This window comes from Pseudomonas sp. KBN10P06128 (genome assembly GCF_037574945.1).
Taxonomy (GTDB): Bacteria; Pseudomonadota; Gammaproteobacteria; order Pseudomonadales; family Pseudomonadaceae; genus Pseudomonas; species Pseudomonas aeruginosa.
Map to the genome: position 1 here is coordinate 2,917,349 of NZ_JBBELR010000001.1, position 13,301 is coordinate 2,930,649.

Here is a 13,301-nt window from a genome sequence, read left to right on the forward strand (position 1 = left end):
CGGGCCGGCTTTCTCGTGGTCGCGTACCGCGGCGGATGACGCCACCCCGGTATCCCCTGGTTCTTGCCAGCCAGGCCGCCACGGGTAGGGCGAATAGCGCCATGGGCGCTATCCGCCGATATGCCGAGTTTGGCGGATAACCGCGATGCGGTTATCCGCCCTACGCCGTGCGTCGGTACGGGCCAGCCTCCAGGCTGCCACGGGCGCTTCCGCCGATGTGCCTACGCGGGACCTGGGTGTTCCTCGCCGGGGTAGCGCAGCAGGTCGATCACGGCGCTCAACGCCGCCGGGTGGTTGCGGCGGTTCGGATAATAGAGATGGAAACCGGGAAAGGGGGCGCACCAATCCGCCAGGACCCGTTCCAGGCGGCCGGCGGCGAGGTGCTCGGCGACTTCCTCCTCGATGGCGAAGGCAATCCCGACATCGGCCAGCGCCGCCTGTAGCATCAGGCGCGGGTCGTCGAGGACCAGCGGTCCGCTCACGGCCACCGAAAGCGCTTTCGTGCCCTTGCTGAATTGCCATTTGTACAGCTCTCCGGAAGACACCTTGCGCCAGCCGATGCAACGGTGGCCGAGCAATTCCTCCGGGCTACCCGGCCTGCCTTGCCGTCGGAAGTAGGCCGGGGTCGCGACGATGGCCAAGCGCAGGTCCGGGCCGACCCGCACGGCGCGCATGCCGTGCTGGAGGTCTTCGCCGAGGCGGATGCCGGCGTCGAAACCGGCTTCGACGATATTGGCGAAACCCTCGTCCGCCACCACTTCCAGGGTGATGCCGGGATAGTCGCGGGCCAGTTCGCCGAAACGTGGTGCGAGGACGAGACCGATGGCGTTTCGCGGTGCGTTGATTCGTACCAGGCCGTGAGGCGTTTCGCGAAAGCGGTTAAGGCTGTCCAGCGCGGCGGCGATGTCTTCGAACGCCGGGTCCAGGTGTGCCAGCAGGTGCTCGCCGGCCTCGGTCGGCGAGACGTTGCGAGTGGTGCGGTTGAGCAGGCGGATGCCGAGCTGGGTTTCCAGTTCGCGCAGGGTGTGGCTGAGCGTCGGCGGGGTTACGCCGAGGGTGGCGGCGGCGCGGCGGAAACTGCGTTCGCGAGCGATGGCGACGAAGGCGGCGAGACCGGCGAGATCGGGCTTCTTCATTGGATTATTAAAATAACTCGATCAATGAAAGAGATTTTTCCAGGATAGTTAGCTATTCGGCAGCAATATAGCATCGTCGGGAAACCTGGCTCATGAACAGGGTGGGGCCGGGGAAACCGCTCTTTTCAGAGCCTTCCGACGAGGTCGTACGATGCAGCATGTCCGTCTTGGCAACAGCGGCCTGAAAGTCTCCCGACTCTGCCTGGGGTGCATGACCTATGGCGATCCGGCGTGGCGTCCGTGGGTGCTGGACGAGGAACGGGCGCGTCCGTTCATTCGCGAGGCGCTGGAAGCCGGGATCGACTTCTTCGACAGTGCCGATATCTATTCCACCGGCGAGAGCGAGCGGATCCTCGGGCGCGCGCTCAGGGACTTCGCGCAGCGCGAGGACCTGGTAATCGCCACCAAGGCGTTCTTTCCCATGAGCGACAGGCCCAACGCCTGCGGCTTGTCGCGCAAGCACCTGCTTGCCAGCGTGGATGCCTCGCTGCGGCGGTTGGGTACGGACTACCTGGATCTCTTCGTGATCCATCGCTTCGATCCGGACACCCCGATCGAGGAAACCTGCGAAACCCTCGACAGCCTGGTGCGCGTCGGCAAGGTCCGTTACCTCGGCGCCTCGTCGATGCCGGCCTGGCGCTTCATGAAGATGCTCGCCTTCCAGCGCCACCACGGCCTGGCGCAATTCATCTCGATGCAGAGCCAGTACAACCTGATCGTTCGCGAGGACGAGGAGGACCTCGTGCCGCTGTGCCGGGAAGAGGGGATCGCGTTGACGCCCTGGTCGCCGCTGGCGCGTGGGCTGCTGGCAGGAGCGCGAAGCGCCGGCACGCTGCGGACCCGGACGGACGAACAGGCCCCGCGCTGGTACGGCGGCAGGGAGGAAGTCGAGTCGACCCTCGGCGCGTTGGAGAAAATCGCCGCAGCCCGCGGGCTTCCACCGGCGCAACTCGCCCTGGCCTGGCTGCTTGGCCGGAACGGTGTCGCCGCGCCGATCGTCGGCCTGTCCAGGCCGCATCACCTCGAGGATGCCCTCGCGGCGCTGACGCTGGACCTCGCCGAAGAGGAGTGCGCCACGCTGGAGGCGCCGCTCACGGTGCGCGCCCGGACCCCGCGCTGGTAGGGCGCACATCGACGGAGAAAGCATGATGAGACGACAGGCTTCCGTGTTGCTGCTGGTATCCATGGTATCGGCGACCGTCTTGCCGGTTTTCGCCCGTGCGCCGGGCGAGCGCGAGCCGTCCTGCGCCGCGACGAGCATCGTCCTGCCAGCGGGGGCCCGGTATCCCAACGGCATCGCCCATGCCGCCGATGGAACGCTGTACGTCGGCCTGGTCACCAGCGGGCGCATCCTGCGCAAGCCTCCCGGGGGCGAGTGGGAAACCTTCTTCGCCGGCAGCCCGGCGATCTTCGCTGCCACCGCGCTGCGGCTGGACGAGCCGCGTGGCCTGCTCTGGGGCAATTCGCCGGACTTCCTACCCGCTGGCCGGCGCCGGCCGCATGGGGTGTTCGCCCTGGATCTCGCGAGCGGTGCCGTGCGCCGATATCTGACCCTGCCCGGCGACGGGATGGGTAACGATCTCGCGGTGGCGCCCGACGGAACGGTCTACCTGAGCGAAACCCGGGATGGCAGCCTGATGCGGCTGCGGCCCGGGGAACCGGCGTTCCAGGTGTTGCTGCGCGACAGCCGCCTGGCCGGCCCCGGCGGGCTGGGCGCGGCGGGCATCGTCCGGGTGGACGACGACACCCTGCTGGTCGGCAACTTCGGTAGCGGGGCGATCCATGTCGTCGAAGGGGTCGCCACGCGTCCGCGGCTGCGCGAGATGGAGCTGCCCCGAACGCTGGAGAATCCGGATGGCATGGCGCTGGCTCCGGACGGCTCGCTGATCGTGCTGGAGAACGCCATCCGCAGCGGCGCCGGCAAGGTGCTGCGGATCGCCGAGCCGCTCGCTCCAGGGCGGCGCGGCATCGAAGTGATACGCGAGGGCCTGGAGTCGCCGGTCAACCTGACCGTCACCGGACAGGGTTGCGCCTATGTCAGTGAGTCCCGCATTCGCCACCGCCTGTTGCCGGGGCGCGAGGGCGAGGTGCCGGCGCGTTTCCTGATCCACCGGCTGCCCCTGGACGCGGCCGGGGGCCGTTGATCGGCCGCTCAGGCGTTGGCGAAACGACCTTCCAGATAGGCGATGATCTCGCTGGATTCGTACATCCAGCGCACCTGGCCGTTTTCCTCGATGCGCAGACACGGCACCTTGACCTTGCCGCCGCCTTCCAGCAAAGCCTGGCGGGCCTGCGGATCGTTCATGGCGTCCTTGAGTTGCATCGGCAGGTTCAGCCGGTGCATGGCGCGGCGTGTCTTCACGCAGAACGGACAGGCGCGGAACTGGTAGAGCGACAGGTTCCGCAGCGCCCGCTCGACCTCGGCCTGAGCCTCGGCGCTGCGCTGCAGCTTGCGGGGGCGGCTGACGAAGTCGGCGAGGATAATCGCCTGACCCAGTCCGTTACGTACTGCCTTGAGCAACATGGCGTGTGCCTCGCGGGAAAACCGCCAGTTTACGTGGCGGTTCCGGGCATGGGGAGTCCTTCCGTCTCCTGTGCAGATTTCTTTACGGCTGGGCGTCTCGGGAATCTTTCTGCGGGCTGCTTGTTTTTTGGCGAATCGTCCGGATATTCCTTTCGAGGCCAGGGCGACGGTTCCCTTGCCCGCGCTCCTGTGTTAATTAAATCAAACGAAAACGACAATAACCCCACTTCTTCAGAGAGTCTTTATGTCGCTCCGCATCTGTATCCTGGAAACCGATATCCTTCGTCCCGAGCTGATCGAGCGCTACGAAGGCTACGGCCGGATGTTCCAGCAACTGTTCGCCAAGCAACCGATCGCCGCCGAATTCGTCATCTACAACGTGGTGGAGGGGCGCTATCCGGCGGACGACGAGCGCTTCGACGCCTACCTGGTGACCGGCAGCAAGGCCGACTCCTTCGGTCCCGACCCGTGGATCCAGACCCTGAAGACCTTCCTCCTGGACCGCTACGAGCGCGGCGACAAGCTCCTCGGCGTGTGTTTCGGCCACCAGTTGCTGGCCCTGCTGCTCGGTGGCAAGGCCGAGCGCGCCAGCCAGGGCTGGGGCATGGGCATCCACCAGTACCAGTTGAACGAACGGGCCGACTGGATGAGCCCGGCGCTGCCGGACCTGACCCTGTTGATCAGCCACCAGGACCAGGTCACCCGGCTGCCGGAAAACGCGCGGGTGATCGCTTCCAGCGACTTCTGTCCCTATGCCGCCTACGCCATCGGCGACCAGGTGCTGTGCTTCCAGGGGCATCCCGAGTTCGTCCACGACTATTCCCGCGAACTGCTCGAACTGCGCCAGCAGCACCTGGGCGAGGAACTCTATCGCAAGGGGGTCGATAGCCTGGCGAGGGATCACCAGGGCACCGTCGTCGCCGAATGGATGATGCGTTTCGTCGCGCGCCAGCCGACCGGCGCCTGAGCCGGCCCCGCGCCATGCGAGCGCCGCCAGCCTCCCGGGGTTGGCGGCGTTTTCGTTTCAGGCCGGGCAGTCGAGGATGAAGCGCTCCGGGATCCAGCGCTGCGGGCGTGCCGGCGGGGTGCCGCTCTGCAGCTTCAGCGCCAGGTTGGCCGCCAGCGCGCGGACCATCGCCTGGTTGCATTCGATGGTGCGCGCCAGTGCGCCTGCCGAGCCTTGGGCGAGGCCGAGTAGCGAGTAGCCATTGGTCAATATCGCCAGGGCGGCGACGATCCAGAATTTCCGTGTTTGCCTTCTCATGCTGTTTCCCGGGAAAGAAGCCGGCGTTCAACCGGCGCGTCGACTGTTCAACCCCGAGAGCAGGCCTGGCAGGGCCTGGCCGATCTGGTTGGAGAAGGTCGTGGCGGTGTCGTTGTCCGGTGTGGCGTTCCTGACGCTTTCGGCGCCGGCGACGAGGCTCAGCACGACCAGCATGAGGATGGCGTATAGACCCAGGGTGGCCAGGGCGGTGTTGCGGGCGTAATGGCGTGGGCTGCGACGTTTCATGGCGGCTTCCGTGATCGATACCTCGGATGGGCATAGGATCGCGGAGAAGAATTCGATTGGATAACGAATTGTCGCGCTATTAACTATCGACAGAAATGATGCTTTGGCCGAACGACCGGTACGGGTTGCGGGGCCCGGGTTCGGGCCCGATGGATCAGGACGAAGTCGGCGCGAGCAGGCGATCGACCACCTGCCGGGCTCGCTCGAAGGAGGGGTAGCCGCTGCGCGCGACCGGCAGCTCGGCGTAGGCCTGGCGATAGGTCTCGGCCTTGGGAATGTCGGCGCGCGGCAACAGGAAGGGCTCGGCGTAGATCTTGTAGAGCATCGCGTTGGCCAGCGGGTAGCGTCGCTCGGCGGAACGTTCGAGGAGGCGGGTGATGCGCTCGCAATCGCTGGCCTGGCCGTCGCGGCGAGCGATCAGCACGGCCTGGTAGAAGTCCGCCTCGCCGCTGCGGTCGTCGCGCGCCGCGCGCTCCAGCAGGGCCTGGGCCAGCGGCAGGCGATCGCGGTCGTTGGCGACGATGATCAGTTTCGCCTGCAGCATGTCGTTCTCGTACAGCAGTTTTTCCCTGTCGCTGTCCTGGCGGCAGGTGGCGCAGCTTGCCAACAGCGGGATCAGGCAAAGTGCAATCCATTTCGGCATGGCGGTTGTTTCCTTGTCATGGATGAGACGGCACGAGGCTGGAATCCAATGGAGAGGCGAGGCGCCTCCAAGGTTCCCTCGCATGCAGTCTAGTCGGCCCGTAGCGGATGGGACCGGCCGTTCTTGATACGCATCAACTGGCGCCGGCGGGCAAGGCGTACGGTGAAAGATGCAGGGCGGCGCACGAAGCGCCTGTCCCGAAGCCAAGAAGGAAACGCTCATGATTCGTGAAGTTGAAGGTGACATTCTGCTTTCCGGGGCCCAGGTGATCGCCCACGGCATCGCGCCCCAGGACCATTTCGACAGCGGCCTGGCCCTCGCCTTGCGCGAACGCTGGCCGTCGATGGTTCGCGACTACCGGCATGCCGCCCATGCCAGGGCGCCCGAGCCGGGCGGCATCTGGGTCTGGGCCGGGGTCGACGAGCAGGGCAAGACCCAGTGCATCGTCAACCTGATCACCCAGGGCATGCTGCACAGCGGTCGTAGCGCCAAGCCGGGCAAGGCGAGCCTGGAGGATGTCGGCCATGCCCTGCGCGAGCTGGCCCGCTATGTGCGCAGCGAAGGGGTGAGCAGCCTGGCTCTGCCCTGCGTGGCGACGGGAGTGGGCGGGCTGGACTGGTCCGAGGTCAAGCCGCTGGTGGTTCGCCACCTGGGCGACCTGGAGATCCCGGTGATTCTCTACGAGGTCTATCGCAAGGGCGTGGCGGCCGAGGAAAAGCTGGCCTGAACGAAAAGCCCGGCGTGAGCCGGGCTTTTCAGGGTTGCGGGGAAAAGAAAAACGTTCCTGGCAGGCGGCGTTCAACCCTGCGCATCGGTGTCGCTCGCGGTTGGCGCCGTGGCCTGTTGCTGCTGGGCCTGCTCGATGGCGTGCTGGTTCAGTTGGACCATGCGGTTTTCCATCAGGCTGGATTCGTCGGCGAAGCTGGCTTGCACTGCGAGGGTGGTAGCCATGCCGAGGAGAATGGCGGCGAAGACGTTGCGTTTCATGATGACCTCCGGTTTTCCTTGGGAATGTCATCAGGATAATTCGTAATAATTTTTTAAAAATAGCAGTTCTGGAGAGTTACCTTTGCGTAATAAGTAATTATTGGGCGCAAAAAAAGCCCGGTATCAACCGGGCTTTCGCTGGAGCGGGCCTTAGCCCAGGTGCTTCTTGTCCAGCTCGATCGCCTGGTCGAGGGTTTCCAGCAGTGCCTTGCGCACCTTGAGCTTGGTATTGCGGTGCGCGGTCATGTTGAGTTTCTTCAACTGCTGGGCCGCTGCACGCGCGCTTTCCTGCAACTGGTCGGCGCTGACCAGGGTGTCGAGGAAGCCGGCATCCACCGCAGCGGCCGGACTGAACATCTCGGCATTGATGACCGAGCGGGTGAACGCCGACTTGCGCAGGCGATCGCGGGCCAGTTCGATGCCGACATGGTGCATGGTCATGCCGATGGCGACTTCGTTCAGGCCGATCTGGAACGGCCCGTCGACGCCGATCCGGTAGTCGGCCGAGAGCAGCAGGAAGGCGCCCTTGGCTACCGCGTGCCCGGGGCAGGCGACGATCACCGGGTAGGGATGGGAGAGCAGGCGGCGAGCCAGGGTCGAGCCGGCGGCGACCAGGTTGACGGCATTCTCCGGGCCGGAGGTCATGACCTTCAGGTCGTAGCCACCGGAGAGGATGCCCGGCTGGCCAGTGACGATGACCACGGCCTTGTCCTGCAAGGCCTGGTCGAGAGCCTGGTTGAAGGCGTCGATCACCGCCGGGGAGATGGCGTTCACCTTGCCGTTGTTGAGGGTCAGGGTGGCGATGCCGTCTTCGAACTGGTAGCTGATCAACTCGCTCATGGCAGGATTCCTTTTGGTGGAGTGGCGCAGACCTTACTGATGGCCGCCGTCGGCGTAAAGCGCTTTGGCTGACCCGCGGGTCATGCGCGATTGCGCTTGCGCGGCCTCCCGGCCAGGGCTCCAGCGACGCCTGCGCGTTCCTGCCAGAAGAAACGGTTGAGTCTGACCGGGGAAGACAGCAATATGGGCCCTATCGTTAGTCCGGCCTTGCATGCGGTGCAGGCCAGCCGTTTCGAGGATGTCCGCCAGGCGCGATCCGCCACCGGGACGAGAACGGACGAAGGTCTCCGGCGGTCCGCTGGAGGCCGGTACGCGGGGGCTTCCTCGCGAGGAACCTATCAATCAGGCGCGGGTCGGGTTACGAACCCGTTGAGGAGATCCAAAGTGAGCGAGTCCCTGTCCATCCATCATGACGTGGGCGGCCATCAATTCGAGACGACGGTGGATGGCCATCGTGCCTATCTGGCCTATATGGACCTGGGCAAGCAGACGCTGGATATCTACCGGACCTTCGTACCGGATTCGCTGCGTGGTCGCGGTATCGCCGCCGCGTTGACCGAGCACGCCCTGCAGTACGCCGACCGCATGGGCTACAGCGTGATCCCGTCCTGCTCCTACGTGGAGCGTTACATCGAGCGTCGCCAGCGTCAGGCCGATCCGGCCGCCTGAGCAGGCGCGCAATGAAAACGCCGGGCATCAGCCCGGCGTTTTCGTTTCCACCTCGCTCAGCCGCGCTGGCGTTTCGGCAGCACGTCCTTGAGCTTGGCGTGCATGCTGCGGATGCTCTTCTCGGTGGTCGCCCAGTCGATGCAGGCGTCGGTGATGGAGACGCCGTACTGAAGTTGGTCGAGATCCTTCGGAATCGGCTGGCTGCCCCAGCCCAGGTGGCTTTCCACCATCAGGCCGACGATCGAGTTGTTGCCTTCGACGATCTGGTTGCTGACGTTGTCCATCACCAGCGGTTGCAGGGCCGGGTCCTTGTTGGAGTTGGCGTGGCTGCAGTCGACCATGATGTTCAGCGGGATTTTCGCCTTGTTCAGGTCCTGCTCGCAGAGCGCGACGCTGACCGAATCGTAGTTCGGCTTGCCGTTGCCGCCGCGCAACACCACGTGACCGTAGCGGTTGCCCTTGGTGGTGACGATGGATACGCCGCCCTGCTGGTTGATGCCGAGGAAGCGATGCGGGCTGGAGACCGACTGCAGGGCATTGATCGCCACGGTCAGGCTGCCATCGGTGCCGTTCTTGAAGCCGACCGCGGAAGACAGGCCGGAGGCCATCTCGCGGTGGGTCTGCGATTCGGTGGTACGGGCGCCGATCGCCGACCAACTGATCAGGTCCTGCAGGTACTGCGGGGAAATCGGGTCGAGCGCTTCGGTGGCGGTGGGCAAGCCTTTCTCGGCGAGGTCGCGGAGCAGTTGGCGGCCGATGTGCAGGCCATCCTGGATCTTGAACGAGTCGTCCAGGTACGGATCGTTGATCAGGCCTTTCCAGCCCACCGTGGTACGCGGCTTCTCGAAGTACACGCGCATCACCAGGAACAGCGTATCCGCCACTTCGGCCGCGAGCGCCTTGAGGCGGTCGGCGTATTCGTGGGCGGCCTTGATGTCGTGGATGGAGCAGGGGCCGATCACCACGAACAGACGGTGGTCCTTGCCATCCAGAATGTCGCGCACCACCTGGCGACCATGGGCCACGGTCTGCAGCGCCTTGTCGGTCAGGGGAATTTCACGCTTGAGCTGCTCCGGCGTGATCAGGGTCTCGTTGGAGGCAACGTTAAGGTCGTCGATCTGTAAATCAGCCATCGTGGTACTCAATCAGGTCACGGGCGCCGGCCGCCGGGAGGCCCCCTGCGAAAGGGCGCAGGCATGAAGTTCGCAAACGGGGAGACGAACCTTAACGTGTCGGGCCGGGCCTAGACAATGGGCGGGACGCGGTTCGCCGGTGTTTTCCCCGCTCTGCGCACGTTTTCTTCGTTGCTCCGGGCCAAGGCTGCCAGCGGAGTTGCAGGCGAGGCCGCCGCGGACGATATTGTGCAGGTGCTGCGGAGGGGCGCGCCTTGCGCGTATCCGCTGGCCGAGGAGGGCGCCAGCGCTATCGCAGGAGCCGAAGCATACGGATGATGGTCGGGCCCCATTTCTTCCTTTCTATCGAGGTCAGCAGCGTGCCGTCCCTGGAACTCACCGATCTGGACGCCGACCGGCAGTTGCTTGCCCTGGAAGGGGTTTCGCTGTTGGTATTCACCAGCGAAGGCTGCGCGTCGTGCCGCTGGGCCCGGCGCCATCTCCCCGCGATGGACCTGCCCATCGAGCGCCTGTGCTGGGTGGACGCCGGCCGCAATGGCGGCCTGGTGGAACGCTACGGCGTCTTTCACCTGCCGGCCCTGTTCATGGTCCGCGACGGCCGCTTCCATGGCGCACTGAACGTTCCGCTGCACCAGGAAGCCTTGCGGGGTGCGGTGCTGGCGGGGTCGACCGCTTTACCTGAGGAGTTGCCCTGATGGATTCAAAGCAGCAACGGATCGGCGTCATCGGTACGGGAGCCATCGGCGGCTTCTATGGATTGATGCTGGCGCATGCCGGTCACGACGTGCATTTTCTCCTGCGCAGCGAGTTCGAGGCGGTCAATCGCGCCGGACTCAGCCTGAATAGTGCGGTGCATGGCTTCCGGCGCCTGGCGCCGGTCCAGGCCTACCATTCGGCGCAGGACATGCCGCCCTGCGACTGGTTGCTGGTGGGCGCCAAGACCACCGGCAATGACGAACTGGCACCCCTGATCCGCGCAGCGGCGGCGCCGGGAGCCAAGGTTCTGCTGCTGCAGAACGGTCTGGGCGTGGAGGAGCGGCTGCGGCCGCTGCTGCCGGAAAGCCTGCATCTGCTGGGCGGCCTCTGCTTCATCTGTGTGCATCGCGGCGAACCGGGCGTGATCGAGCACCAGGCCTACGGCGGAGTGAATCTCGGCTATCATTCCGGACCGGCCGACGAGCGCCGCCGGCGCGAGATCGTCGAGGAGGGTGCCGCGCTGTTCCGCGAGTCCGGGCTGGAGTCCACGGCGATGCCCGACCTGGAGCAGGCGCGCTGGCAGAAGCTGGTCTGGAACATCCCCTACAACGGGCTGTCGGTATTGCTGAAGAGCAGCACCGCGCCGCTGATGGCCAACGCGGACAGTCGGTCGCTGATCGAGGCGATCATGGAGGAAGTCATCGGTGCTGCCGGCGCCTGCGGCTTCATCCTGCCTGAGGGCTATGCGGACCAACTGTTGGCGGCGACCGAGCGGATGCCCGACTATCGGCCGAGCATGTACCACGACTTCGCCCATGGGCGGCCACTGGAGCTGGCGGCGATCTATGCCGCGCCCCTGGCCCGCGCTGCTGCTGCGGGCTACCGGATGCCCAGGGTCGAGGCGCTGCACCAGGCGTTGCGCTTCCTCGAAGCGCAACCGCGCTGAAGGGCCGAGCGCGGCGACCAGCCGGCGCCGCGCTCGCAGGGAGAAAAGGGATTTACCCCAACGGGCCGGAAAAAGCCCGAAACAGCAGGGAACGCTAGGAGAATGGATGCTTGCTGCTAATCTGCTAATGAGGCCCGCCGCGCAGGCTGTCGAGGAGGCCGCATGATTCGTTCGATTCTCTATGCCACCGATCTGGGGCTCTATGCTCCCTATGTCCTGCAACACGCCCTGTCGCTGACCCGCGCCTACAACGCCGAGCTCTATGTCGTCCATGTGGTGGAGCCCCTCGGGCTGTTCGCCGAGTCGGTCCTGCAGACTTACCTTGACACCGAGCGTCTCCAGGACCTGCGGGCGCAAGGGCTGGACAACGTCATGGAAAGCATCGAGAAGCGGGTCCTGGAAGGGTTTCGCGATGAACTCGGCGAGTTGCCCCAGGATGCGGCGCTGGTCAAGAGCGTGCGGGTGGTGCAGGGCGACCCGCCGCAGATGATCCTCGATGAGGCGGAAAAGCTGGCCGTGGACCTGATCGTCGCCGGCAGCCATAGCCACGGCACCCAGCTCGATACGCCGCTGGGCCGGACTGCCGCGCGTCTGGTGCAACTGGCGGAGGTACCGGTGTACCTGGTGCCGATGTTGCAGCACCGTAGTCGCGACCTGTAGGCCAGCGGTCGGCTGGTGAAAAAGCGTGCAAAATCAAAAAAAACGTCTAATTTTATTCCTCAAACCATTAATATGGTTATATACCTTCGGTTCTTGATCGCCGGTCGCGACAACCTTTTCGAGGAATCTCCATGAAGCTTCAGCAATTGCGCTATATCTGGGAGGTTGCGCACCACGACCTCAACGTCTCCGCCACGGCGCAGAGCCTCTATACTTCGCAGCCGGGCATCAGCAAGCAGATCCGCCTGCTGGAGGACGAACTGGGCGTCGAGGTGTTCGCTCGCAGCGGCAAGCACCTGACCCGGGTGACGCCGGCGGGGGAGCGGATCATCCATACCGCCGGCGAGATCCTGCGCAAGGTCGAGAGCATCAAGCAGATCGCCCAGGAATTCTCCAACGAGAAGAAGGGCACGCTGTCCATCGCCACTACCCACACCCAGGCGCGCTATGCGCTGCCCAACGTGATCAGCGGCTTCATCAAGCAGTACCCGGACGTCTCCCTGCACATGCACCAGGGCACGCCGATGCAGATCGCCGAAATGGCGGCCGACGGCACCGTCGACTTCGCCATCGCCACCGAGGCGCTGGAGTTGTTCGGCGACCTGATCATGATGCCCTGCTACCGCTGGAATCGCTGTGTCATCGTGCCCCACGGGCATCCGCTGACCAAGCTGCCGAAACTGACCCTGGAAGCCCTGGCCGAGCAGCCGATCGTCACCTACGTGTTCGGCTTCACCGGCCGTTCCAAGCTCGACGAAGCCTTCAGCCAGCGCGGACTGGTGCCCAAGGTGGTATTCACCGCGGCCGATGCCGACGTGATCAAGACCTACGTGCGGTTGGGCCTGGGGGTCGGCATCGTGGCGCACATGGCGGTCGATCCGAAGCTCGACAACGACCTGGTGATCCTCGACGCCAGCCACCTGTTCGAGTCCAGCGTGACCAAGATCGGCTTCCGCCGCGGCACCTTCCTGCGCGGCTTCATGTGCGACTTCATCGAGAAATTCGCTCCGCACCTGACCCGCGAGCTGCTGGCCAAGGCCGTGCAATGCCACAACAAGGCCGAGCTGGACGAGTTGTTCGACGGCATCGAACTGCCGGTCTACTGATCGCCTCGGCCCATGAAAAAGCCCGGCCTGGTGCCGGGCTTTTTCATGGCTGGCCCTCAGAGCATGTCGAGATTGTCGCGTCCGGCCAGCCTGGCCAGCGCTTCGCGATCGGCGTCCGCGGCCTGCTCTGCTCGCGGTTCGAGGACTTCATGGAGGAAGCTCATGAACACGGTGTAGACCTGTTCGCGCCCGTCGTCGTGGCGAACCACGAAGAACGGCGCGGTCTCTACGCCATATTGGGCGGCGACCATCCAGCCTGCGCTGTTCGGGTCGCGTTCGTCGGCCACCAGGGTGCGATGGATGCGCGGCAGGTAGCCGCCTTGTTCCAGGCGTTGCCGGACTTCCTTGCACTTGCGGCAGTCCTCGCCGTTGGCGAGGACTTTCTTGACCATGGTGATGCGCATGCTGGGTCTCCGCTCGGGGTTCGACCCGCACTTTACCCCGATTGCAT

General features: G+C 65.0%; 18 protein-coding genes. 9 read left to right on the top strand and 9 right to left on the bottom strand.

The window, feature by feature from the left end:
* Window positions 1–221 precede the first annotated feature (221 nt).
* Window positions 222–1,136 carry a LysR family transcriptional regulator gene (locus VQ065_RS13915; protein ID WP_003087749.1) on the bottom strand — a complete coding sequence of 305 codons (915 nt, stop codon included), beginning with the start codon at window positions 1,134–1,136 and terminating at the stop codon, window positions 222–224.
* Window positions 1,137–1,287: 151 nt separating this feature from the next.
* Here VQ065_RS13915 and VQ065_RS13920 point away from each other — a divergent pair, with 151 nt between their 5' ends.
* Both VQ065_RS13920 and VQ065_RS13925 read left to right on the top strand, forming a co-directional pair.
* A complete protein-coding gene (locus VQ065_RS13920) occupies window positions 1,288–2,259 on the top strand; it encodes an aldo/keto reductase (RefSeq protein WP_014603717.1) in 972 nt (323 codons plus the stop codon).
* A 22-nt stretch (window positions 2,260–2,281) separates the two neighbouring features.
* Window positions 2,282–3,280 (top strand): Vgb family protein, encoded by a 999-nt coding sequence (locus VQ065_RS13925; protein WP_003087751.1) that lies wholly within the window; start codon window positions 2,282–2,284, stop codon window positions 3,278–3,280.
* An 8-nt stretch (window positions 3,281–3,288) separates the two neighbouring features.
* Here the strand turns inward: VQ065_RS13925 and VQ065_RS13930 are convergent, their stop codons facing one another.
* Window positions 3,289–3,660, bottom strand: coding sequence for a glutaredoxin family protein (locus VQ065_RS13930; protein ID WP_003087752.1), 372 nt, complete (start codon window positions 3,658–3,660; stop codon window positions 3,289–3,291).
* Between the two features lie 244 nt (window positions 3,661–3,904).
* Between VQ065_RS13930 and VQ065_RS13935 the strand changes: the two genes are divergently transcribed.
* Window positions 3,905–4,627: an amidotransferase gene (locus VQ065_RS13935; protein ID WP_003087753.1), complete on the top strand. Its 723-nt coding sequence runs from the start codon at window positions 3,905–3,907 to the stop codon at window positions 4,625–4,627.
* A gap of 57 nt (window positions 4,628–4,684) precedes the next feature.
* On the opposite strand, the gene VQ065_RS13940 is transcribed toward VQ065_RS13935, so the two are convergent.
* The 3 genes from VQ065_RS13940 to VQ065_RS13950 form a co-directional block, all read right to left on the bottom strand.
* On the bottom strand, window positions 4,685–4,924 hold the full coding sequence (locus tag VQ065_RS13940) for a hypothetical protein (RefSeq protein WP_003087754.1): 240 nt from the start codon (window positions 4,922–4,924) through the stop codon (window positions 4,685–4,687).
* A 27-nt stretch (window positions 4,925–4,951) separates the two neighbouring features.
* On the bottom strand, window positions 4,952–5,170 hold the full coding sequence (locus tag VQ065_RS13945) for a hypothetical protein (protein WP_003087755.1): 219 nt from the start codon (window positions 5,168–5,170) through the stop codon (window positions 4,952–4,954).
* A 154-nt stretch (window positions 5,171–5,324) separates the two neighbouring features.
* Window positions 5,325–5,813 carry a hypothetical protein gene (locus VQ065_RS13950; protein WP_003087756.1) on the bottom strand — a complete coding sequence of 163 codons (489 nt, stop codon included), beginning with the start codon at window positions 5,811–5,813 and terminating at the stop codon, window positions 5,325–5,327.
* A 220-nt stretch (window positions 5,814–6,033) separates the two neighbouring features.
* Here VQ065_RS13950 and VQ065_RS13955 point away from each other — a divergent pair, with 220 nt between their 5' ends.
* Window positions 6,034–6,540 carry a macro domain-containing protein gene (locus VQ065_RS13955; RefSeq protein WP_003087757.1) on the top strand — a complete coding sequence of 169 codons (507 nt, stop codon included), beginning with the start codon at window positions 6,034–6,036 and terminating at the stop codon, window positions 6,538–6,540.
* A gap of 71 nt (window positions 6,541–6,611) precedes the next feature.
* Here the strand turns inward: VQ065_RS13955 and VQ065_RS13960 are convergent, their stop codons facing one another.
* On the bottom strand, window positions 6,612–6,800 hold the full coding sequence (locus VQ065_RS13960) for a hypothetical protein (RefSeq protein ID WP_003087758.1): 189 nt from the start codon (window positions 6,798–6,800) through the stop codon (window positions 6,612–6,614).
* Window positions 6,801–6,950: 150 nt separating this feature from the next.
* On the bottom strand, window positions 6,951–7,640 hold the full coding sequence (locus tag VQ065_RS13965) for a crotonase/enoyl-CoA hydratase family protein (protein WP_003087759.1): 690 nt from the start codon (window positions 7,638–7,640) through the stop codon (window positions 6,951–6,953).
* A 384-nt stretch (window positions 7,641–8,024) separates the two neighbouring features.
* Here VQ065_RS13965 and VQ065_RS13970 point away from each other — a divergent pair, with 384 nt between their 5' ends.
* The gene (locus VQ065_RS13970; RefSeq protein ID WP_003087762.1) at window positions 8,025–8,309 is read left to right on the top strand and encodes a GNAT family N-acetyltransferase; all 285 of its coding nucleotides are present in this window, start codon (window positions 8,025–8,027) and stop codon (window positions 8,307–8,309) included.
* A 56-nt stretch (window positions 8,310–8,365) separates the two neighbouring features.
* Here the strand turns inward: VQ065_RS13970 and VQ065_RS13975 are convergent, their stop codons facing one another.
* The gene (locus VQ065_RS13975) at window positions 8,366–9,442 is read right to left on the bottom strand and encodes a 3-deoxy-7-phosphoheptulonate synthase (RefSeq protein ID WP_003087765.1); all 1,077 of its coding nucleotides are present in this window, start codon (window positions 9,440–9,442) and stop codon (window positions 8,366–8,368) included.
* 317 nt (window positions 9,443–9,759) lie between these two features.
* Between VQ065_RS13975 and VQ065_RS13980 the strand changes: the two genes are divergently transcribed.
* The 4 genes from VQ065_RS13980 to cysB all read left to right on the top strand — a co-directional run bounded on the left by VQ065_RS13980 (window position 9,760) and on the right by cysB (window position 12,850).
* On the top strand, window positions 9,760–10,137 hold the full coding sequence (locus VQ065_RS13980; protein WP_003120319.1) for a thioredoxin family protein: 378 nt from the start codon (window positions 9,760–9,762) through the stop codon (window positions 10,135–10,137).
* Window positions 10,137–11,084, top strand: coding sequence for a putative 2-dehydropantoate 2-reductase (locus tag VQ065_RS13985; RefSeq protein ID WP_003113573.1), 948 nt, complete (start codon window positions 10,137–10,139; stop codon window positions 11,082–11,084). Before VQ065_RS13980 ends, VQ065_RS13985 begins: the two co-directional genes overlap by 1 nt.
* Before the next feature lie 162 nt (window positions 11,085–11,246).
* Window positions 11,247–11,744, top strand: a complete 498-nt coding sequence (locus tag VQ065_RS13990; protein ID WP_003087770.1) for a universal stress protein — start codon at window positions 11,247–11,249, stop codon at window positions 11,742–11,744.
* Between the two features lie 131 nt (window positions 11,745–11,875).
* Window positions 11,876–12,850, top strand: a complete 975-nt coding sequence (cysB, locus tag VQ065_RS13995) for an HTH-type transcriptional regulator CysB (RefSeq protein ID WP_003087775.1) — start codon at window positions 11,876–11,878, stop codon at window positions 12,848–12,850.
* A gap of 56 nt (window positions 12,851–12,906) precedes the next feature.
* Here the strand turns inward: cysB and VQ065_RS14000 are convergent, their stop codons facing one another.
* Window positions 12,907–13,254, bottom strand: a complete 348-nt coding sequence (locus tag VQ065_RS14000; RefSeq protein ID WP_003087777.1) for a hypothetical protein — start codon at window positions 13,252–13,254, stop codon at window positions 12,907–12,909.
* Between the last annotated feature and the right edge of the window lie 47 nt (window positions 13,255–13,301).

Coding starts and splice junctions, on each gene's coding strand:
- VQ065_RS13990 (WP_003087770.1), top strand. CDS start 11,247: ATGATTCGTTCGATTCTCTATGCCACCGATCTGGGGCTCTATGCTCCC.
- VQ065_RS13955 (WP_003087757.1), top strand. CDS start 6,034: ATGATTCGTGAAGTTGAAGGTGACATTCTGCTTTCCGGGGCCCAGGTG.
- cysB (WP_003087775.1), top strand. CDS start 11,876: ATGAAGCTTCAGCAATTGCGCTATATCTGGGAGGTTGCGCACCACGAC.
- VQ065_RS13945 (WP_003087755.1), bottom strand. CDS start 5,170: ATGAAACGTCGCAGCCCACGCCATTACGCCCGCAACACCGCCCTGGCC.
- VQ065_RS13980 (WP_003120319.1), top strand. CDS start 9,760: ATGGTCGGGCCCCATTTCTTCCTTTCTATCGAGGTCAGCAGCGTGCCG.
- VQ065_RS13965 (WP_003087759.1), bottom strand. CDS start 7,640: ATGAGCGAGTTGATCAGCTACCAGTTCGAAGACGGCATCGCCACCCTG.
- VQ065_RS13975 (WP_003087765.1), bottom strand. CDS start 9,442: ATGGCTGATTTACAGATCGACGACCTTAACGTTGCCTCCAACGAGACC.
- VQ065_RS13925 (WP_003087751.1), top strand. CDS start 2,282: ATGATGAGACGACAGGCTTCCGTGTTGCTGCTGGTATCCATGGTATCG.
- VQ065_RS13960 (WP_003087758.1), bottom strand. CDS start 6,800: ATGAAACGCAACGTCTTCGCCGCCATTCTCCTCGGCATGGCTACCACC.
- VQ065_RS13940 (WP_003087754.1), bottom strand. CDS start 4,924: ATGAGAAGGCAAACACGGAAATTCTGGATCGTCGCCGCCCTGGCGATA.
- VQ065_RS14000 (WP_003087777.1), bottom strand. CDS start 13,254: ATGCGCATCACCATGGTCAAGAAAGTCCTCGCCAACGGCGAGGACTGC.
- VQ065_RS13915 (WP_003087749.1), bottom strand. CDS start 1,136: ATGAAGAAGCCCGATCTCGCCGGTCTCGCCGCCTTCGTCGCCATCGCT.
- VQ065_RS13920 (WP_014603717.1), top strand. CDS start 1,288: ATGCAGCATGTCCGTCTTGGCAACAGCGGCCTGAAAGTCTCCCGACTC.
- VQ065_RS13985 (WP_003113573.1), top strand. CDS start 10,137: ATGGATTCAAAGCAGCAACGGATCGGCGTCATCGGTACGGGAGCCATC.
- VQ065_RS13950 (WP_003087756.1), bottom strand. CDS start 5,813: ATGCCGAAATGGATTGCACTTTGCCTGATCCCGCTGTTGGCAAGCTGC.
- VQ065_RS13935 (WP_003087753.1), top strand. CDS start 3,905: ATGTCGCTCCGCATCTGTATCCTGGAAACCGATATCCTTCGTCCCGAG.
- VQ065_RS13930 (WP_003087752.1), bottom strand. CDS start 3,660: ATGTTGCTCAAGGCAGTACGTAACGGACTGGGTCAGGCGATTATCCTC.